General features: G+C 70.8%; 19 protein-coding genes and 1 riboswitch. Of the genes, 6 read left to right on the plus strand and 13 right to left on the minus strand.

Going from position 1 to position 19,358, the window contains the following annotated elements:
- Positions 1 to 5 precede the first annotated feature (5 nt).
- Positions 6 to 980: a LysR family transcriptional regulator gene (locus tag I6A60_RS07325; RefSeq protein ID WP_203015619.1), complete on the plus strand. Its 975-nt coding sequence runs from the start codon at positions 6 to 8 to the stop codon at positions 978 to 980.
- Positions 981 to 1,004: 24 nt separating this feature from the next.
- On the opposite strand, the gene I6A60_RS07330 is transcribed toward I6A60_RS07325, so the two are convergent.
- Both I6A60_RS07330 and bluB read right to left on the minus strand, forming a co-directional pair.
- Positions 1,005 to 2,864: a SpoIIE family protein phosphatase gene (locus tag I6A60_RS07330; RefSeq protein ID WP_307873565.1), complete on the minus strand. Its 1,860-nt coding sequence runs from the start codon at positions 2,862 to 2,864 to the stop codon at positions 1,005 to 1,007.
- Between the two features lie 72 nt (positions 2,865 to 2,936).
- The gene (gene bluB, locus I6A60_RS07335) at positions 2,937 to 3,590 is read right to left on the minus strand and encodes a 5,6-dimethylbenzimidazole synthase (protein WP_203015617.1); all 654 of its coding nucleotides are present in this window, start codon (positions 3,588 to 3,590) and stop codon (positions 2,937 to 2,939) included.
- A gap of 44 nt (positions 3,591 to 3,634) precedes the next feature.
- Positions 3,635 to 3,833, minus strand: a riboswitch (cobalamin riboswitch).
- Between the two features lie 393 nt (positions 3,834 to 4,226).
- On the opposite strand from bluB, the gene helR reads away from it, so the two are divergent.
- Positions 4,227 to 6,386, plus strand: a complete 2,160-nt coding sequence (helR, locus tag I6A60_RS07340; protein ID WP_203015608.1) for an RNA polymerase recycling motor ATPase HelR — start codon at positions 4,227 to 4,229, stop codon at positions 6,384 to 6,386.
- Here helR and I6A60_RS07345 read toward each other — a convergent pair.
- The 7 genes from I6A60_RS07345 to I6A60_RS42700 are packed head-to-tail and all read right to left on the minus strand — an operon-like array spanning position 6,370 to position 11,222.
- On the minus strand, positions 6,370 to 6,702 hold the full coding sequence (locus I6A60_RS07345) for a DUF4286 family protein (RefSeq protein WP_203015607.1): 333 nt from the start codon (positions 6,700 to 6,702) through the stop codon (positions 6,370 to 6,372). The genes helR and I6A60_RS07345 overlap by 17 nt on opposite strands.
- Before the next feature lie 55 nt (positions 6,703 to 6,757).
- Positions 6,758 to 8,002, minus strand: coding sequence for an amidohydrolase family protein (locus I6A60_RS07350; RefSeq protein ID WP_203015606.1), 1,245 nt, complete (start codon positions 8,000 to 8,002; stop codon positions 6,758 to 6,760).
- The gene (locus tag I6A60_RS07355) at positions 7,999 to 8,346 is read right to left on the minus strand and encodes a hypothetical protein (RefSeq protein WP_203015605.1); all 348 of its coding nucleotides are present in this window, start codon (positions 8,344 to 8,346) and stop codon (positions 7,999 to 8,001) included. The genes I6A60_RS07350 and I6A60_RS07355 overlap by 4 nt, the downstream gene beginning before the upstream one ends.
- On the minus strand, positions 8,343 to 9,602 hold the full coding sequence (locus I6A60_RS07360; protein WP_203015604.1) for an aromatic ring-hydroxylating dioxygenase subunit alpha: 1,260 nt from the start codon (positions 9,600 to 9,602) through the stop codon (positions 8,343 to 8,345). Before I6A60_RS07360 ends, I6A60_RS07355 begins: the two co-directional genes overlap by 4 nt.
- 38 nt (positions 9,603 to 9,640) lie before the next feature.
- Positions 9,641 to 10,288, minus strand: a complete 648-nt coding sequence (locus tag I6A60_RS07365) for a carboxymuconolactone decarboxylase family protein (RefSeq protein WP_203015602.1) — start codon at positions 10,286 to 10,288, stop codon at positions 9,641 to 9,643.
- Entirely contained in the window at positions 10,285 to 11,079 is a 795-nt protein-coding gene (locus I6A60_RS07370; protein WP_203015600.1) for an SDR family NAD(P)-dependent oxidoreductase, read from the minus strand. The genes I6A60_RS07365 and I6A60_RS07370 overlap by 4 nt, the downstream gene beginning before the upstream one ends.
- Positions 11,080 to 11,093: 14 nt before the next feature.
- Positions 11,094 to 11,222, minus strand: a complete 129-nt coding sequence (locus tag I6A60_RS42700) for a hypothetical protein (protein WP_255545064.1) — start codon at positions 11,220 to 11,222, stop codon at positions 11,094 to 11,096.
- Positions 11,223 to 11,376: 154 nt separating this feature from the next.
- Between I6A60_RS42700 and I6A60_RS07375 the strand changes: the two genes are divergently transcribed.
- Positions 11,377 to 11,997 carry a TetR/AcrR family transcriptional regulator gene (locus I6A60_RS07375; RefSeq protein ID WP_203015599.1) on the plus strand — a complete coding sequence of 207 codons (621 nt, stop codon included), beginning with the start codon at positions 11,377 to 11,379 and terminating at the stop codon, positions 11,995 to 11,997.
- Here the strand turns inward: I6A60_RS07375 and I6A60_RS07380 are convergent, their stop codons facing one another.
- From I6A60_RS07380 to I6A60_RS07390, 3 genes are read right to left on the minus strand one after another with little or no spacing between them, the layout of a single operon-like run.
- The gene (locus tag I6A60_RS07380) at positions 11,998 to 12,843 is read right to left on the minus strand and encodes a TauD/TfdA family dioxygenase (RefSeq protein ID WP_203015597.1); all 846 of its coding nucleotides are present in this window, start codon (positions 12,841 to 12,843) and stop codon (positions 11,998 to 12,000) included.
- Positions 12,840 to 13,175, minus strand: a complete 336-nt coding sequence (locus I6A60_RS07385; RefSeq protein ID WP_203015595.1) for a hypothetical protein — start codon at positions 13,173 to 13,175, stop codon at positions 12,840 to 12,842. The genes I6A60_RS07380 and I6A60_RS07385 overlap by 4 nt, the downstream gene beginning before the upstream one ends.
- The gene (locus I6A60_RS07390) at positions 13,172 to 14,458 is read right to left on the minus strand and encodes an aromatic ring-hydroxylating dioxygenase subunit alpha (protein WP_203015593.1); all 1,287 of its coding nucleotides are present in this window, start codon (positions 14,456 to 14,458) and stop codon (positions 13,172 to 13,174) included. Before I6A60_RS07390 ends, I6A60_RS07385 begins: the two co-directional genes overlap by 4 nt.
- Before the next feature lie 201 nt (positions 14,459 to 14,659).
- On the opposite strand from I6A60_RS07390, the gene I6A60_RS07395 reads away from it, so the two are divergent.
- On the plus strand, positions 14,660 to 16,108 hold the full coding sequence (locus tag I6A60_RS07395) for an aldehyde dehydrogenase (RefSeq protein WP_203015591.1): 1,449 nt from the start codon (positions 14,660 to 14,662) through the stop codon (positions 16,106 to 16,108).
- A gap of 26 nt (positions 16,109 to 16,134) precedes the next feature.
- Here the strand turns inward: I6A60_RS07395 and I6A60_RS07400 are convergent, their stop codons facing one another.
- Positions 16,135 to 16,803, minus strand: a complete 669-nt coding sequence (locus I6A60_RS07400) for a class I SAM-dependent methyltransferase (RefSeq protein WP_203015589.1) — start codon at positions 16,801 to 16,803, stop codon at positions 16,135 to 16,137.
- 47 nt (positions 16,804 to 16,850) lie between these two features.
- On the opposite strand from I6A60_RS07400, the gene I6A60_RS42705 reads away from it, so the two are divergent.
- Positions 16,851 to 16,979, plus strand: coding sequence for a hypothetical protein (locus I6A60_RS42705; protein WP_255552037.1), 129 nt, complete (start codon positions 16,851 to 16,853; stop codon positions 16,977 to 16,979).
- A 127-nt stretch (positions 16,980 to 17,106) separates the two neighbouring features.
- A partial coding sequence (locus tag I6A60_RS07405) for an NB-ARC domain-containing protein (protein WP_203015588.1) occupies positions 17,107 to 19,358 on the plus strand: 2,252 nt, incomplete at its 3' end.

Consider the following 19,358-nt stretch of genomic DNA (forward strand, 5'->3'; position numbering starts at 1 on the left):
GGTGTGTGGATCTCAACCTGCGGCTCGTGCGGTATTTCGTCACGGTCGCGGAGGAACGCCATTTCGGCCGGGCGGCGACGCGGTTGTTCATCGCTCAGCCGTCCCTGTCGGTCCAGATCCGGCGCCTCGAACAGGAGCTCGGCACCCCGCTGCTGATCCGGTCGACCCGGCAGGTCGAGCTGACCGGCGCGGGGGAGCGGTTCCTCGTCGCGGCGCGGCGGCTGCTCGCCGCGGCGGCGGACGCCGAGGCCGCGGTGGCCGACGCCGAGGTGCTGCGGCTGGCGAGCATCCTCGACGGCCTGGACACGGTGCCGCTCATCCTGCGCACGCTGCGCCGCCGGGACCCCCTGCTGGAGGTCGTCCACGGGATCAACGGCATGCCGCGCCAGGTGGCCGAGGTCCGCGCCGGCCGCCTCGACGTCGCCGTCGGCCTGATCCGCGACGTGCCGGCCGACCTGGAGATGGAGCTGGTCCGGCTGGACCCGGTCCGGGTCGTGCTGCGGGCGGACAACCCGCTCGCCCGCGGCTCCGCCGTCGCCGTGGCCGATCTCGGCGACGCCACCTGGGTGTTCGGCAACACCGAGCACACGCCGGACTGGATCGACTTCGTGCTGGGCTTCCTCGCCGAGGCGGGGCTGCGGCCGCGTCCGTCGCCGTCGGCGCAGACGCCGTTGTCCGCCATGCTCGAACAGGTTCGCGAGGGGGACGGCGTGGCCGCCTGGCCCGAGTCGTGCCCCGCGCCCGGCCCCGATCTCGTCGTCCGGCCGCTCGTGCGCCCGTCGCCGGTCTACCCGTGGTACGTGCTCTGGCACCGCGACCGGCTCACCCGCGGCGTCCAGGCCTTCCGGGCCGCGGCCCGCGGCGCCGCAGGCGAGCATGGCTGGATGGCGGCGCTCCCGCCCGCGCCACCGCGCAGGCTGCCGTCCCCGGCGACCGCGAGTCCCACGGTGCCCGGGCCGGTTTCTGTCGATCTCCACTGATCTGTGGTGACAGCAACCTCACCCTCAGGTCGGCCGAAGGTCTCTGGTCAGCTGGACCAGCAGGACGGCGATGTCGTCCTGCTGGGGCTCGTCGCCCGCGACCTCCCGGATGAGCCCGTCGGCGAGCTCCTCCAGGTCGGCGCGGACCAGCCCGGTGCGGGCGGCGGCGGTGGACGGCGCGTACCTGGCGAGGCGAGCGGCCGCCAGGTCGATGCCGTCGTCGATGTCCCGGCCGCGTTGCTCGACCAGCCCGTCGGTGTAGAGAAGCAGGGTCGAGCCGGCGGGGAACGGGACGCTGACCTCTTCGCGGCCTCGGGCGGTCGCGACGCCCAGCATGATCGACTGGGCGCCGGTGAGTGGCCGCACAGTGGGTTCCCCGGTTCCGCCGAGGCTGAGCAATGGCGGGAGATGACCGGCGTTGGCGTAGGTGAGCGTCGCGCCGCCCCCAGCCCAGTCCGGCTCCAGGATGGCGAAGAAGGCGGTCGCGAAGCTGTCCATGGCGAGTCCCTGGACGAGCCGGTCGAGGCGGTCGAGAACCTCGCCGGGGCCGACCAGCTCCCAGGCGTAGGCCCGCAGGGTGCTGCGGAACTGCGCCATCGCCGTGGCCGCGGGCAGGTCGTGGCCCATGACGTCCCCGATCGCGAGCCCGAACCTGCCACCGGGCAGCAACAGCACGTCGTACCAGTCGCCGCCGACGCGAGCCGTGTCGCTGGCCGGAAGGTAGCGGGCGGCGAAGGTCAGCCCGGGAACGGTCGGCATGTCGGGCAACAGACTGCGCTGCAACGTCTCGGCGACGGCGTGCGCGCGCCCGTACAGGTGGGCGTTCTCCAGCAGCAGGCTGGCACGCCGGCCGAGCTCGACGGTGAGGTTGAGGTCGTCGCGGTCGTAGTGGCGCGTGGACGCCGTCGTGCTGATCAGGCGCAGGGCGCCGACGGGCCGCCCGCCGACGGACAGCGGGACCGCGATGATCGAGCGTGGCCGCAGCCGGCGGTAGGCGTCGAGCTGCACGGGGCAGGTGGTGGCCGCGGCCAGGTCGGCCTCGCCTACCTGGGAGATCAGGATCGGCTCGCCGGTGGCAAGGATCTGGCCGACGAGTCCCCGCGCCGGGCCGGCGGGCTCGCCGGCCGCCTCTGCCGCGGTGAAGGCGGCGACGAGCCCGGCGTCGAGGCCGGTGAGCGCGATGCGGCGCGACCCCTCGCCGCCGGCCAGGTCACCGGCGAAGTCGACTCCGGCACTTTCGGTCCCGGCCAGGTCGACCGCGGCCAGGTCTGCCAGCCCCGGCACGAGCACGTCGGTCAGCGCCCGCAGGGCCTCCGGAGCCTGCCGTAGCGCTCTCACCATGCCGTTGGTCGCCGCCCAGAGCAGTTCCAGGCGCCCCCGCGCGGCCTCCTCGACCCGGGTGGCCCGCTCGGCGGCGGACCGGGTGCGCCGCTCCCGGTCGAGCAGCTCCTCCCGTTCGGCCCTGGCCTCGACCCGGGCGGTCACGTCGTCCTGCACGCCGACGAAATGGGTGAGTCGGCCGGCCCGGTCGAAGACTGGAGCCAGCACGATCTCGTTCCAGAAGGTGCTGCCGTCCTTGCGGTAGTTCAGCAGCTCGACCCGGGCTGGGCGCCGCTCCCGCACGGCGTCCCCGAGCTGCGCGGCCGTCGCGCGGTCGCTGCGCGGTCCCTGCAGGAACCGGCAGTTACGTCCCACGGCCTCGGCGAACGGGTAGCCGGTCGTCCGGGTGAAGGCGTCGTTGACCCAGATCAACGGGGTGTCGGGCTGGTGCGGGTCGGCGATCGTGAAGCTCACGTCGATGCTCTGCAGGGCACGCAGATGAAGATCGGTCGTGGCTTCGGGCCCCTCGCCGTGGGTGCTCCGCCGATCCCGCCGCGCACCCACTCCGTCACTGTAGGTCCGCACCGGACTGGCGGCCGGTCGAGCGAGATCGGCGCCGCCCCGAGCCCGCCGCGTCTACGGCTGGCCGGCGGGGTGCCAGCGTTCCTGGTGGATCGCCTGCCGCAACGGGCGTCGGTGCGCCCAGCCGTGGCGTTCGAGGTCGGGGACGGTCTCGTGGTGGGTGACCGGTCCGAGGCACAGCCACGCGACGGGCCGGATGTCAGCCGGGATGGCGAGCAGCTCACGGACGAACGTCTCCCGGTAGAAGGAGACCCAGCCGACCCCGAGGCCCTCGGCCGTGGCCGCGAGCCACAGGTTCTCGATCGCCAGGCAGACCGAGTACAGGCCCGCGTCGGCGATGGCATGGCGGCCCAGGACGGCCGGTGCCCCGCGTCGCTCGTCGTAGGTCACGACAACCGACAGGGTCGACTCCAGCACTCCGTCGATCTTGATCCGGCTGAAGTCGGCGGCCTGCCGCTCGTCCAGCGAGGCCGCGAAGACCGCCCGCTCCTGGTGGACGTGGCCGTGGAAGGCCGCCCTGGTCCGCTGGTCGGCGACGAGGATGAAGTCCCAGGGCTGGCTGAGGCCGACGCTGGGCGCGGCGTGCGCGGCGGTGAGCACCCGGTCGAGCGTCTCGCCGGGGATCGGCGCGCCGGTGAACTGGCCGCGTACGTCGCGTCGCTGGTGGATCGCGTCGTACAGGGACGCAGGCAGAACAGGTGTAGGCATGGCAGGCTCCCGCTGTCCGGCCGCCCTGGCCGGCTGCTACACCGGGGGCGGCACCCGCGCGGGGCCGGTCTTCGGACTCCCGGATCGACGCCGGCTGTCCGCCTTCCCAGACCCTGAGGCCCAGTGGCCGCGCGTGGCGCGTGGACAGCGACTTCCCGGTTACCGCGGCGGGCCCGTGCCGGACTCACACCGGCTTCCCGATTCTCCCCGGTCGCCCGGGGCACCCCACAAACGATGCCGTCGGGCACGTTATCAGGGCTTGGCGCCCGCCGCCCGCCCGTCCGGAGCGGATGATGGGACCGGCGACAAAAGCCAGTGCCGCGACCGCCAACGTCTGCCCGTCACCTTGATCGCTGTTTTCGCCCTCGGGTGGCTACGAAACAGACCCGGTAACGACCACCGGAGGGCCGAGACGGCGATCATGGAACGCCGAAGCGGGCGAACCTTGCCGGAGGCGGCACTAGATCAACAAAAAAGGCGGGAGTTCGCACCCCTCGCCACTCTCAACGTATAGCGCACCTGGGGGCTTGCGGCAAGACCCGGGTCGTACCGCAGAATCGGCGGTCTGGCCAGAACCTGCGGATATTGAGGACGCTGAATGCGTGTGTTGTTGTCGATGTTTCGGGTGGCGCTGACGTGACCCCGCTGACCACGAGCGCGTTCGACCTCCCGGCGCACCTCGCCGCCAAGGCCGACCCGGCCCTGATCGCCGGCGACGAAAAGCATTTCGTGGCCATCGCGGACAGCCTCGCGGAGTCGATCGCCGAGCTGTCCGACCGCCTCGACGCCGAGCGCCGGGCTCCGGGCGGCAAGGGCCAGGCGGCGATGGACCGGGACCTGGAGGTCCACCGGCTGACCGCCCGACTGCGCACCCTGCGCCGCTTCGGCCTTGACCTCTGCCTCGGCCGCATCGTCGACGCGGACAGCCCGGAGCCGGTGTACGTCGGGCGACTGGGCCTCACCGACCGCGCCGGGCGCCGGCTGCTGCTCGACTGGCGCTCGCCCGCGGCAGAGCCGTTCTTCGGGGCGACCCACGCCAACCCGATGGGTCTGGCCAGCCGCCGCCGGTACCGCTGGGCCCGGGGTCGGATCAGCGACTACTGGGACGAGGTGTTCACCTCGGACGGGTTCGAGGGCCATGCCGCCCTCGACGACCAGTCCGCCTTCATCGCCAGCCTGGGCGGCAACCGCACCGCGCGGATGCGGGATGTGCTCGGCACGATCCAGGCCGACCAGGACGCCATCATCCGCGCCGGATCTCGCGGCGCTCTGGTCGTCGACGGCGGGCCGGGCACCGGGAAGACCGTCGTCGCACTGCACCGGTCCGCCTACCTGCTCTACTCCGACCCGCGCCTCGGCCACCGCCGGGGTGGCGTGCTGTTCGTCGGTCCGCACCAGCCCTACCTGGCCTACGTCGCCGATGTCCTGCCGAGCCTCGGCGAGGAGGGTGTGCAGACCTGCACCCTGCGGGATCTCGTCGCCGAGGGCGCCACGGCGACGGTCGAGGCCGACCCGGCGGTGGCCCGGCTGAAGGCGTCCGCGGACCTGGTGAAGGCGATCGAGACGGCCGTCCGGTTCTACGAGGAGCCGCCGACCGAGGGAATGACGGTCACCATCGACGGGGCCGACACCTGGCTGAGCGCCGAGGACTGGGCCGAGGCGTTCGACGCGGCCGAGCCTGGCATGGCTCACAACGAGGCCCGCGACCGGATCCTGGAGGCGCTGCTCACGATCCTGACGGACAAGCAGGCCGGCGACCTCCCGCCGCGGTTGCTGCGCCGTGCGCTCCTGCAGAACAAGGAACTGCTCGGGACGCTGAACAGCGCGTGGCCGCTGCTCGAAGCCGCCGACCTCGTCGCCGACCTGTGGTCGGTGCCCGCCTACCTGCGCAAGTGCGCTCCGTGGCTCTCCGCCGGCGACGTCCAGAAACTGCGGCGTCGGGGCGCCCAGGCCTGGACGGTGTCCGACCTGCCGCTCCTGGACGCGGCCCGCCAGCGGCTCGGCGACCCGGCGGCCTCCCGGCGCCGGCGCCGGCGCTCGGCGGCCGTCGCCGCGGAACGCGAGGGGATGGCGCGGGTCGTCGACAACCTGATCCAGTCCGACGACGACGGCGAAGGCGTGGTGACGATCCTGCGCGGCGAGGACATCCAGACCCACTGGGTCGACGAGGACGCGCTGGCCGAGCCCGACCGGGACGTGCTCGCCGGGCCGTTCGCGCACGTCGTCGTGGACGAGGCCCAGGAGCTCACCGACGCGGAATGGCAGATGCTGCTGCTGCGCTGCCCGTCCCGCAGCTTCACCATCGTCGGGGACCGGGCGCAGGCCAGGCACGGGTTCACCGAGTCGTGGCAGGAACGACTCGGCCGGGTCGGGCTCGACCGGGTGACCCTGGCCTCGCTGAGCATCAACTACCGGACGCCCGAGGAGGTCATGGCCGCGGCCGAGCCCGTCATCCGCGCCGCGCTGCCGGACGCCAACGTGCCGACCTCGATCCGCGCGAACGGCCGTCCGGTCGTCCACGGATCCGTCGCCGAGCTGGGCTCGATCCTCGACGGCTGGCTTGCCGAGAACGCCGACGGGATCGCCTGCGTCATCAGCACCCGTGCCAACCAGACCTGGACGTTCCCGGCGACGTCGCGCGTCCGGTCGTTGACGCCCGAGCTGTCGAAGGGCCTCGAGTTCGACCTGGTCGTCCTCGTCGACCCGGAGACGTTCGGCACGGGCATCGAGGGAGCCGTCGACCGCTATGTCGCGATGACCCGGGCCACCCAGCAGCTCGTCATTCTGACGAGCTGACCGCCTGGCCGGTGGGGTCGAGGCCGCGGAAGAAGCGAACCACCGGCGGCGGGCTGAGCTGGACGCGTTCCGGCCGGGACATCGTGCCCGACGCCTGCGCGAGGCCGAGGGCCGCCTTGGCCGCCTCGACGTCGCCGTCGATCTCGTAGACCGCGAGGAAGGTGTCGGCGTCGAGCGACGCCAGCCGGCGGGCGGAGACGAAGCCGTCCACCTTGAGGATCTCGGGCAGGTGCGTCTGGTCGTACCACTCGTGGTAGGCCGCGAGCTCCTCGGGAGAGCTGGGCCGGGATTCGACGATGAGCAGGCCGCTGGGCATGCGGAGGTCCCTTCGGGTTGTCGTCAGGCGCCTTCGTTGTTCAGGCGCCTCTGTGTCAGGCGCCCTTGTGGACGTGGCCGTCTTTCATGACGAACCGGACGTCCTGGGCGACGGTGATGTCCTGGGTCGGGTCGCCGGGCACGGCGATGATGTCGGCGAGGTAGCCGTCGCGCAGGCGGCCCAGCTCGTGGTCGCGTTCGATGAGCTCCGCGCTGGTGACGGTCGCCGCGCGCAGGGCCTGGAGCGGTGTCATGCCGCGGGCGACCAGCGCGGCCAGTTCCTTCGCATTGTCGCCGTGCGGGACGGCGGGTGCGTCGGTGCCGCAGGCGATCTTCACGCCGGCGGCGATGGCCTTGGGGAGCATGGCCCTGGCCTGGGGAAACACGACGGCGGCCTTCGCCTGTAGTTCCGGCGCCGCCCGGGCGATGTCCATCGCGTCGGTCAGGTAGGTGGTGGAGACCAGGAACGTGCCGGCCTCGGCCATGAGCTTCAGCGTCTCGTCGCTGGCCAGGAAGCCGTGTTCGACGCAGTCGATCCCCGCCTCGACGCAGGCCCGGACCGCCCGGTCGCCGACCGCGTGGGCGGCGACCCGGATGTCGGCGCGGTGTGCCTCGTCGGCGATCGCGACCAGCTCCTCGTCGGAGTACTGCTGGGCGCCCGGGCCGGTGCTGTGCGACATCACGCCGCCGGAGGCGGACACCTTGATGACCTTGGCGCCGTGCCGGATCTGGTAGCGCACACAGTGGCGCACCTGGTCGACGCCGTTGGCGATCCCCTCCTCGACGCTCAGCGGCATGATCCCCGGGGCCAGCCGCTGGAACACCGTCGGGTCCAGATGGCCGCCGTACGGGGTGACCGCATGGCCGGCCGGGACGATCCGGGGGCCTTCGACCCAACCCTGGTCGACGGCCCGCTGCAGCGCGACATCCAGGAGGTAGCCGCCGGTCTTGACCATCAGGCCCAGGTTGCGGACGGTCGTGAACCCGGCCAGCAGAGTCTTGCGGGCGTTGATCGTCGAGCGCAGCGTCCGGTACGCCGGGTCGTCCTGAACGCCGTGCATCGGCAGCGGCAGACCCGTCGGGGTCTCCGGTCCGCCGATCAGGAGGTTGAGCTCCATGTCCATCAACCCGGGCAGCAACGTCACGTCACCCAGGTCGAGCTCCGTCGCCCCGGTGGGGAGCCGCTCCGGGTTGATCCCGGTGATCCGGTTGCCCTCGACCACGATCACCGCGGGCGACCGGACCTCGTCCGCGTCGAGGTCCAGCCAGCGGTCGGCCCGCAGGACGAGCGGCCCGGTCACGGCGTCGGCTCCACGAAGCAGTCGAAGCTCGTCGCGCCGGTATCCGGGACCCTCGGCTGATGCCAGATCTCGACCGGGAACGAGGCCTGGACCATCGAGTAGAGCAGGTACAGCAGGTTCAGCGCGTCGTCCGGCAGTGCGTCGTACGGCAGCTTCTCCAGGTAGGCCATGGCGTCCTCGGCGCGTGGGGTGATCGCGGCGTAGAAGACCTCCATCTCCTCGGTCGTGCTGACCAGCCGGGTGCCGTAGCGCTCGGGCTCGCTGGGCAGCGCCCACTTCGCGGCGAACGGCTCCAGATCGGCGAACTCGACCGGCAGCAGGGTGCCCGTGCTGTCGGCGTTCATCGGGACGCCCCTTCGTAGTTGTCGATCCACGCGCGGACCTCGGTGTGCAGGGCGCGGCAGAGGATCTCCTGGTCGTTGAGCAGGAAACGGTCGACGTACCGCGTCTCCAGCATCGACTGGGTGGCTTCCAGCGTGTTGGCGTCCTGCAGGGCGAACTCCTTGAACGTCACCGCCGACATCTCCTGGGAGATCCGCTCGCGGACGTTCGTCGCCGGCAGGAAGTAGACGTTGCCCTCGAAGACGTGGGTGTTGTGCGACGTCGGCCAGTAGTTGTAGGTCAGGTACCAGCCCTGGCTCCAGATGAGGATCACGAAGTTCGGGAAGAGCTGGAAGGAGTCCAGGCCGTGCGGGTCGCACTTCGCCGGGTTGACGCCCTTCGGCATCTCGCCGAGGTCCACCTTGTCCCAGGGGCCGAAAAGACCGCCACGGGTCAGTCGCTCCATCGGTTTGATCAGGTCGTCGCCCATTTCCCAGAAACGGACGCCGGAGGTGCTGACCAGCCGGTGCGGGGGCTCGATCTGGTAATGGGGCGCCTCGAAGCCGGCCTGGACGGCGGCCTTCGAGTACTTCTCCGGCGACTGGTTCCCGTGCAGGACGGGTGCGTGGTAGAACTCCGCGAACGCGTCCATGAACAGCTTCCAGTTCGCGCCGACCATGGTGCTGTACCCGAAGCGGGCGGTCATCCGCTCGAACGGGTAGCCCTCCAGGTCGGTCACCATCGGCCCGAGGAACTCGCGCAGCGACTGCGACGGCTCCCGGGAGAAGTTCACGAAGATGAAGCCGGCCCAGACGTCGCAGTGCACCGGGGCCAGGCCCCACTGGCTCTTGTCGACGCCGAAGAACTCGCCCTCCTGCTGGATGAACGTGAGCGAGCCGTCGAGGTCGTAGCGCCAGCCGTGGTACTTGCAGGCGAACTGGCGGCAGATGCCCTGGCTCTCGTTCTTCGGGTCCTCGGTCCAGACGAGCTTGTTGCCGCGGTGGCGGCACATGTTGTGGAAGGCGCGAACGGTGCCGGCCTTGTCCCGGACGACCACGATCGACGCGTGGGCTGCCTTGATCTCCTTCGTGAAATAGCTGCCGACGCGGGGGAGCTGCTCGACCCGTCCGACGTTCAGCCACGCGCGCTTGAAGACGGCCTCCTTCTCGCGCTCGAAGTACTCGGGCGAGATCGAGTCCTCGTAGGACACCGGGCCGGTGCCGAGGCTCGGGTAGTGCTCGGTCCAGCTGCCTTCCGGCGGCTTCGGGAAACGCGGCACGCTTCTCCTCCTTCGGGGTCGAGCTACGGGGCGACGAGTTACGTGGCGTCGAGGCCGGTCGGGCGCGCGGCCGGGTCGGTCCACGGGACGGGCGGCGAATCCGCGGGCGGCGCCAGGCCGGCGCTGTTGAGGACCATGGCGAGGCAGACGTAGCTGCCCACCACGAAGATCAGTTCCAGCAGCTCGCGCTCGTCGAGCTCGCCGGCCAGGCGGGCCCAGAGGACGTCGTCGAGCACGTGCTGGTCCACCAGCTGGTCGACGGCGACGAGCAGGTCACGGTCGCGCCCGGACCACCCGTCGGCCTCGGCGCCGACCCCGAGCGCGGCAAGTTCGGCCTCGTCTAGGCCGGCCTCCCGGCCGAGGCGGACATGCTCGGCCCACAGGTAGCGGCTGCGGGTCCGCACGCCGACCCGCAGGATCAGCAGCTCCCGGTCGCGCGGCCGCAGGGCGCCGTCCTCCAGCAGCCGGCCGCTGAAGGCCAGCCACGGGCCGCCGATCCGGGCATGGCGGGCCAGCAGGCCCAGGACCGGTGGCATCGGCGGCGCGTCCGGAGCACCGGACAGGTAGCGCTCGGCGCGGGCGAGGTGGCCGCGCAGTAGCTCCCGGTCCGCCTCGTCCCACTCGGCCGCCGGAAGCGGGCCGATCCGGGCCGCGGGAGCCCCGGTCAGCGCGTTCGTGCCCGTCACAGCACCTGCCCGCCGTTGACGCCGAGGATCTGCCCGGTGATGAACCTGGCCTCCTCGGACGCCAGGAACGCGACCGCCGCCGCGAGATCGTCCGGGGTGCCCAGGTGGCCCAGCGGGATGGTCCCGGCCATCACCTCGTTCGACGGCAGGTTTCCCGCCGCCTGGTCGCGGTGCTGCATGGGCGTCTCGATGCCGGACGGCGGGATGCAGTTCACCGTGATGCCGTCGGCCGCGTAGGCGCGGGCCAATGACTTGGTCAGCGTGAGGACACCGCCCTTCGCGGCGGCATAGTGCGCCATCTTCGGCGAGCCGCGCTGGGCGCTGGACGACGAGATCAGCACCATCCGGCCCCAGTGCGCCTCGACCATGTCGGGAAGGGCGGCCTGGCAGCAGTGGAAGGTGCCGGTCAGGTTCACCTCGATGACCCGGTTCCAGCTCGCCAGCGTGATCTCGTGGAACTCCTCGAAGGCGACGAGGCCGGCGCTGGTCACCAGGATCTCCGTCGGCCCGAGCGTCGCGCGGATCTCGGCGAAGGCGGCGTCGAGGGCGGCCCGGTCGGTGACGTCGACGCCCACGCCGATCGCACGGGTGCCGTCGGCCACCGGCTCCTTTGCCACCAGCTCCTTCGCAACCAGATCCTTCGCAACCCGGTCCGCACCCGCGCCGTCGAGGTCGAGCACGGCGACGCGGTGGCCGCGCGCCGCGAGGTGATGGCAACTGGCCTCGCCGATGCCGGAGGCTCCGCCGGTGACGACCGCCACCCGGGAGCGCGGCGTGCTGCTGAGCGCCATCGCTGGGTCCTTCCTCATTCGTAGATCACGGGGTCGGTGACCGGCGTGGCCTGGCCGGCAGGCACCCGGCGTGCGGGGACCTCGACACCCGCGTCGCGTTCGCGGGTCGGCGCCGTGCTCCTCGTCACGCCGGCGCAGCTCACCACGTGCCTTCTTCCTGGCTGCCAGGGTGTTCTTCAATCGACTAACATTGTTCTCCGCATGACTAACATGGCGCTCGGCCGGGGGCAAGCGCCCTGACGGAGTCGATCGGCGCGAAACTGGGGGATCGGGCTGCGGGACCGCGGGAGGATGGACATGGCGCCGGCACGGCGGAGCGTCGTCGATGAGTCGAGCACGCGCACGGCGCTGCTCGACGCCACCGCGGCGCTGATGCTGGAGGAGGGCTACGCCGCCGTCACCACACGCCGGCTGGCCCAGCGGGCCGGCGTCAACAACGGGCTCGTCTACTACTACTTCGGCACGATGGACGGTCTGTACATCGAGCTGTTCCGTCGAGGCGCCGAGCGCAGTCTGGGCCGGCTCAAGGAGGCGTTGCAGGCCCCACAGCCGCTGTGGTCGCTCTGGGAGTTGACCCAGGACTTCTCCAGCAACGCGCTGACGATGGAGTTCATCGCGCTGGCGAACCACCGTAAGGCGATCCGAACCGAGATCGCGGCCTATTCGCGCACCTTCCGGACGCTGCAGCTCGACGCCCTCTCCGGCGTCCTCGCGAGCTACGGGCTCGACCCCCAGCGCTGGCCACCGGCGGCATTGATCGTCATGATCGCCGCGGTCTCCCGGTTCCTGCACATCGAGGATGGGTTCGACGTCGACATCGGCCACATGGAGCTGATCACCGTGATCGAACGTGAGATCCGCGCGCTGGAGGGCGATCGCGGCCCGACGCGGGAGACGCTCGCCCACCAGGTCGGCTAGTCAACGGATCGGCTCGTTCCCGAACACCGTCGTGCGCAGCAGTTCTCGCGGCGAGGCGGGGTCATAGGGCGACGCGCGGTGCACCACGCCGGTGTTGTCCCAGATGACGGTGTCTCCCACCGACCAGGTGTGCCGGTAGGTGAGGCCGGCCGCGGTCGTGTGGTCGATCAGCTGCCGCAGCAGTGCGTGGCTCTCTCCGACGTCCATCCCGACGACGTGGCTGGCATGGGCGCCGACGACCAGGGATTTGCGGCCGGTGCGATGCGTCCAGACCAGCGGATGGGTCGAGGTCGGCCGGCGCCGCCACCGCTCCAGCTGGTCCGGCGTCGGGTCGGGGTAGACCGCCCGCTGGGACGCCTCGAACGTGTGGACGACCCGCAGCGCGGCGAACCGGTCCTTCTCCGCGTCGCTGAGCGCCTCGTAGCCGGCGTAGGTGCTGGCGAACTCGGTCTCGCCGCCGGTCGCCGCCACCTGCTTGGCGGACAGGATCGTCGCCTTCTGCGGTGGTTCACCGTGAAGCGGCATGCAGCCGTCCATGTGCCAGGCGAACGTGCCCTTCAGGTAGTCGGCCGAGGTGTTCTTCGACTTGTCCAGGCTCACCCGGTAGATGCCCCGTACCGGGTGGTGGCCGTACTCGAAGTCGATCTCGCCGAGCCGGCGGCAGAACGCGACCTGGTTCTCCGGGTCGAGGTCCAGGCCCCGGAAGACCAGGACGCCGAACTGCTCCAGCGCGTCGAGGACCGCCGCGGCGGCGGCGTCGTCGCTGGCGAGCTGGTCGGCGTCGACGCCGCGCACCTCGGCGCCGACGGTCGCGGCCAGTGGCTCGCAGGTGAGGGTCGCGGTCACGGCGCGGGCTCCAGGTAGCGGTCGAAGTAGGCGGTTCCGCTGTCGATGACCCTGGGCTGGTGCCAGACCTCGACGGGCAGCGAAACCATGATCAGGGAGTAGGTCAGGTGGAGCAGGTTCAGCTGCTGGTCGGGCAGGTCGGCCAGCGGGAAGCCGTCGAGATAGGTCATGGCCTCGGCGACCCGCGGGTACGCGGCGGTGTAGAACGCCTCCATCTCGGCCATCGTGCTGTTCACCCGGGTGGCATACCGGGCCGCCTCGGTCGGAAGAACCCACTTCGCGGCGAACGGTTCGAGGTCGGCGAACTCCGCCGGCAGTAGCGCGTCGCTCATGCTCGGGCGTCCTTTCCGTCGCGCAGGTATGCCTCGACCCAGTCGCCGACCACCTTGTGGTGGTGGCGGACGGTGAGTTCCTGGTCGGACAGCGGGAACTTGTCGATCGCCCTGGACTCCAGGCCCATCTGAGTGCCGTCGAGGGTGGCGGCGTCCTGGAGGGCTGCTTCCTTGGAGACGACGGCGGTCACCTCGTGGCGAATTCGCTCGCTCGCGGTCCGTGCCGGTGGGAAGTAGTAGGACATCTCCCAGTCGTGGGTGCCGACGGAGGTCGGCCAGTACTGGTAGGTGAGATACCAGCCGCGCTCGTAGACCAGGATCACGAAGTTCGGGAAGATCTGGAAGTTCGAGATCGACCACGGTTGCAGGTTGCCCGGGTTGAGGCCGGGCGGCAGGTTCGCGGGGTCGAGCTCGGGAATGTCCGGCCGTTCCCAGGGGCCCATCAGGCCGGACCGGGTCGCGTGCTCGATCGGGTACATCTGGTCCGGCGGCGTGAGGTGGCGCGGCACGCCCTTCCAGCCACCCGTGCTGACCAGCCGGTGCGGCCCGTCGATCTGGAAATGCGGGATCTTGTAGCCGCTCTCGAAGCTGCGCAACGACGGGACCTGCTGCTGCGAATGCAGCACCGACGCGTGGTAGTACTCCTGGAAGGCGTCCAGGAAGATTTTCCAGTTGCTGGAGATCTCCGACCTGAACGCGTACCGCTCGCCGCACAGGTGAAACGGGTAGCCCTCCAGGCCGAGCACCATCGGCCCGAGGAAGTCGCGCAGCGACTGGCTCGGCTCGTCGGCCAGGTTGACGAACACGAAGCCTTCCCAGACCTCGCAGTGCACCGGCACCAGCGGGAAGTCGGCCTTGTCGAAGTCGAAGAACTCCTCCTCCTGCAGGACGAACTTCAGGGCCCCGTCGACTCCGTAGCGCCAGCCGTGGTACTTGCACATGAACTGCCGGCACACCCCGCTGGACTCGGTCCGTGGCGTGTGGTCCCAGACCAGCTTGTTACCGCGATGGCGGCACACGTTGTGGAAGGCGTGGATCTCACCGGCCAGATCCCGGGTGACGAGCAACGAGGTCTTCGCGACCGCGAGCTCCTTCGTGAAATAGCTGCCCTTGCGAGGCAGCTGCTCGACCCGGCCCACGTTCAGCCAGGCCCGGCGGAAGATCGCCTCGCGTTCGAGCTCGTAGAACTCGGGCGAGATCGAGTCCTCGTACGACACCAGGCCGGTGCCCAGGTCCGGGTAGCGCTGCGTCCACTTGGCCGGCGGCGTGGCGAGTTGCGCCATGGCCATCCCTCCGTCGAGGTCACGCCCCGATCCCGATCGAGGCGTTCTTCAGCTGACTAACAGCTTGTTCCCCAAGTGACTAACATGGCCGTCGCGGCCGGCGCAAGGCCTGGCCTTCAAGTAGGCCCGGCCCGCGTCCGCGCGGCACGATCACGTCCATCGCCCGCCCGGAGGCGGGTCGAACCCAGGCCAGGAGCGCCCATGAAGGAGCACGGCACGCTGTTCATCGGAGGCCGGTGGGTCGCCCCCCGCACCGAGCGCACCATCGAGGTGATCTCCCCGCACACCGAGCAGCCGATCGTCCGCGTCGCGGCCGCCGGACCGCCGGACGTGGACGACGCCGTCACGGCCGCGCGCCACGCCTTCGACGAGGGGCCCTGGCCGCGCCTCGACCCGGCCGAGCGGATCGAGGCGGTCCGCCGCCTGGCCGACCTCTACGGCACGCGCCGCGACGAGCTGGCCGAGCTGATCACCGACCAGCTCGGCGCGCCGATCTCCTTCTCCCGGCGCGCCCAGGTCGCCCTGCCGTGGTCGATGATGAACGCGCTGAGCGACCTCGCGCGCACCTATCCCTGGCAGGAGAACCGGCCCGGTGTCTACGGCCAGGACATCTTGCTGCGCAAAGAACCCGTCGGGGTCGTCGCCGCGGTGATCCCGTGGAACATGCCGCAGTTCCTGACTGTCACGAAAGTCGTTCCAGCATTGCTGGCCGGCTGCACGGTCGTCCTGAAGCCGGCGCCCGAGTCGCCGTTGGACGCGCTTTTCCTCGCCGGCCTCGTCGAGCAGGCCGGGCTTCCGCCCGGCGTCGTGAACGTGATCCCGGCGGACCGGGACACCAGCGCCCACCTCGTCGCCCATCGGGGCCTCGACAAGGTCTCCTTCACCGGCTCGACCGCCGCCGGTCGGCAGGTCGCCGGAGCCTGCGCGCAGAACCTCACCAAGGTCAGTCTGGAACTCGGCGGGAAGTCGGCGGCCATCGCGCTGGACGACGCCGACCCGTCGGCCGTGGCGAGCGCCGTGCGCCTTTCCGGTCTGGGAATGGCCGGCCAGATCTGCAACGCACTCACCCGCGTCGTCGTCCCCGCCAACCGTGCCGACGACTACGCGCAGGCCCTCGCCGCGACGATGTCGGCGCTCAACGTCGGCGACCCCACCGACCCGGCGACCGAGATGGGACCGCTGGTGGCCCGCCGCCAACAGGAACGCGTGCGGCACTACATCGACACCGGCGTGCGCGAGGGCGCCAAGCTCGTCACCGGAGGCACCGACCTGCCCGCCGGCGTCGAACGAGGCTGGTATGTGCGCCCGACCGTGCTCGGCGCGGTGAAACCATCGATGACCGTCGCCCGAGAGGAGATCTTCGGGCCAGTGATCGTCGTGATTCCCTACCGCGACGACGACGAGGCCATTCGCATCGCGAACGACAGCGAATACGGCCTCGCGGGCTCCGTGTTCACCACCGACCGGGCGCGCGGGCTCGACGTCGCGGGAAAGGTCCGTACCGGGACGTTCGGAATCAACCAGGGATACTCGATGGACCCCGCGGCGCCCTTCGGCGGCGTCAAGGCCAGCGGCTATGGCCGAGAGCTCGGCCGCGAGGGCCTGGAAGCCTACCTGGACCTCAAGTCCATCTCCATCGGCCCGATCTGACAGCTCCAGGCGAGGGTCGGTCCAGCTCAGGTGGCGGGCGGCGGTTCGTCGGAGCTGGGCTTTCTGAAAAGGAGGTAGGCCCGCAGGAAGCGTTCGGTCTCGGTCGGGACGCGGACCAGGTGGGCGGTCTCGGTGAAGCCGGCGTCGCGCAGCAGGGCGGCGGCGGACGCGGTGGGCCAGCGGTAGGCCGTGGTGACCTTGTGGTCGAACGGCTGGGGTCGGCCATCGGGCTGATCGGTGGTCTGGAAGGCCACCAGCAACTGGCCGCCGGGGGCCAGCAGCCGGTGGAACTCGGCGAGGAAGCCGGGCAGGTCGGCGGGCGGGGTGTGGATGATCGAGAACCAGGCGACGATGCCGCCAAGCGTTCCGTCGGCCAGCCCCAGGCCGGTCATGGTCCCGACGTCGAAGCTGAGGTCCGGACGCTCGCGACGGGCGATGGCGATCATCGCGGGGGAGAGGTCGACCCCGAACGCGTCGAGGCCGAGGTCGCTCAGGAAGGCCGTCAGGCGACCGGGCCCGCAGCCGAGGTCCGCCACCGGTCCGGCCGGGCCGGTGCGGACGCGCTCGGCGAACGCGGCCAGCAGCCCGCGCTCCAGGGGCTCGGCGGCCAGTGAGTCGGCGAACAGCGCCGCGTACTCGTCGGCGACGGCGTCGTAGGCGGCACGGGTCGCGCCGAGGTACGCGGACTGCGTCATGACCGACAACGTAGTGATCCGCCCCGAAGGCGCCAATGGTGGTCGGTGTGTTCTCCCGACGAGCCGCGGCGGCCCACCAGTCGATCGGGGCGACGGTCGAGTGGCTCGTCGCCCGACCGCCGACCCGGATCAGTGCCTTCCCCCTGAGCGCGGCCGAGCGCCGTAAAACCGCCTGACCACTGTGTCCGGCCCGGGCCAACGCGGCGCAGAACCGTGAGTCCGGCACCCTTGCCCGCGACGAAGGCAGACTTGATCGGGCTGGGATGATGGGCGCTCAGGTGGCCTGTTCCGGACGGGGGGATCGTGGGCGACGGCCTGTCAGAGCAGGAGATCATCGAATTCGCCCGGATCTATTGGGATCCCGCCGCGGCCCGGAATTTTCTGGAGACGGCGGGTCTTGGGCGCGAGCACCATCCGGGGTGGAACGCGGGAAGCGCCATGCTGTTCTGGGCTGAAGTATCTCGCCTGATCGAAAACGGGGCTGTTCCCGGGGGCCGGCGGCGCCTGTACGCCGCGGCGTTGAAACAGTTCCCTGACAACCCGACCTTCGCGACCGAAACGCGTGCGGTTAGTACGCGGACGCGCGTGCCCTCGTCGTGGGACGAGGCTCGAGCGGCATGGCCACTCCCAGACCCCTTCGTAGACCGGGCGGCGGTCCTGGAAACGGCCCGTGACCTGCTGACAGTGACTGGCGCCGGGCCTGTGGGCGTGATCGGGATGGGCGGCGCGGGAAAGTCGACGACCGCTCGCGCGATTCTTCACGACGACACGGTGCGCGACCGGTTCTCCGACGGGCCGGTATGGATAGAGGTGAACCCAGACGCGAACGTCGCCGCGATTCAGACCCGGGTTCTCGCGGCGTTCGGCGACCCTCGTCCCGTCCTCGACGTCGCCGAGGGCTACGACCGACTACGCGGCATGCTGGCCGGAGCGAGATGCCTGATCGTTCTGGACGACGTGTGGGAGCCGGATGTGGCCGACGGATTCCCCCGGCTGACAGGCGTCCGACTGCTCGTCACCTCCCGCGGCAGCGCGGTGCTGCGAGCCGGGGCGCCGATCTGCCCGGTCGGCCTCGTCGACGAGCCGACCGCCCGCCAACTGCTCGCGGCCTACGCTCGCCAGCCTGTGCCCGACGTGGAACCGGCCCGGCGCATCGTCGATCGATGCGGCGGTCTCGCGGTCGCGCTGGCCATCGCCGGGGGCCTGATCGGCGAGCTGTGGGAATGGGACGACGTCGCCGACGCGTTTGACCAGGCAGACCTGGCCGAACTGGAGTTGACCAGACGGCTGCCGGACTACCCCCACCCGAATCTGCTAAGAGTGATCGATGCGGGGTTGCGCCTGCTGCCCAACGGCGCCGCGGACCGGCTGGCCGAACTCGCGGTGTTCAAGGGCCGCGGGCCCATACCGGTGCCGGTGGTGCTGGACCTGTGGGCAGCCACCGGCCCGCTCGACCCAAGGGCGGCACGAGGACTGTTGCGCCAGCTTGCTGGCGCATCCCTGATCCGCCTGAATCCCGACACCCGGACGATCGGCGCGCACGACCTGGTATTCGACTACACCCGTGGCAGCCTTCCGCCCGGACGTTACGAGATCCTGCATCGCCTGGTTGCGCACCGATTCCTCGACCGATGGGGCGGCCTCGACAAAGGCCTCCCGCTCCTCAATCCAGTCGACCGACGAGACGCCTCCGATCGCTATGGACTCGCCCAGCTCGTCAGCCACCTGTTCGCCGCGGACGATCCGGACACCGTTGACGCGATCTTCACTGCCGAACGGCATACGCCGGACGGCCGAACCGAAAGCGTCTGGTACACCGCCCACGAGGACCAAGGAACGACGACCGAGTACCTCACCGCAATCCATGCCGCCCGCGATCACGCGCTAACCCATTACCCGTCCTGCTCCCCGGTCGGCCTGGCTCGCCAGGCAAACTACGCCCTAATACTCGGCTCGATTACCAGCCTCGCCGCCAACATCCCCCTGCCCCTCCTGCTGCGCCTCGTCGAAACCGGACGATGGCTGCCTGGACGCGCGCTCACCTACGCTCAGGCGATACCAGGCGCATCCACCCGGGCCCAGGCGCTGACCGCGCTGGCCCCAGTGGTGCCCACTGAGCAGCGCGCGGCAGTTCTCAACGAGGCTTTGGCCGCCGCGAGTGCCGTCGACGAGCCGTACCGCCGGGCCTTGGTGATGCGTGACCTGGCCGAATACGTGCCGGTTGAGCAGCGCGCCGCGGTCTTCGGATCGGCGTTGGCCGCCGTGGGTGCCATCGACGAGCCGGCCGCGCGGGGGTCGGTGTTGGGTGCGCTTGTTTCGCGGCTGCCTGCCGAGCTGCTGGGATCGGCGTTGGCCGCAGCGAGCGCCATCGACGAGCCGGCCGCGCGGGCAGCGGCACTGCATGGTCTCGTTCCGCGGCTGCCTGCCGAGTTAATCGGGTACGCGTTGGCCGCCGTGGGTGCGATCGGCGAGCCGGCTGCGCGGGGGTCGGTGTTGGGTGCGCTTGTTTCGCGGCTGCCTGCCGAGCTGCTGGGATCGGCGTTGGCCGCAGCGAG

Origin of the sequence: Frankia sp. AgB1.9 (genome assembly GCF_016786355.1) — a bacterium.
In the GTDB taxonomy this organism is placed as follows: Bacteria; Actinomycetota; Actinomycetes; order Frankiales; family Frankiaceae; genus Pseudofrankia.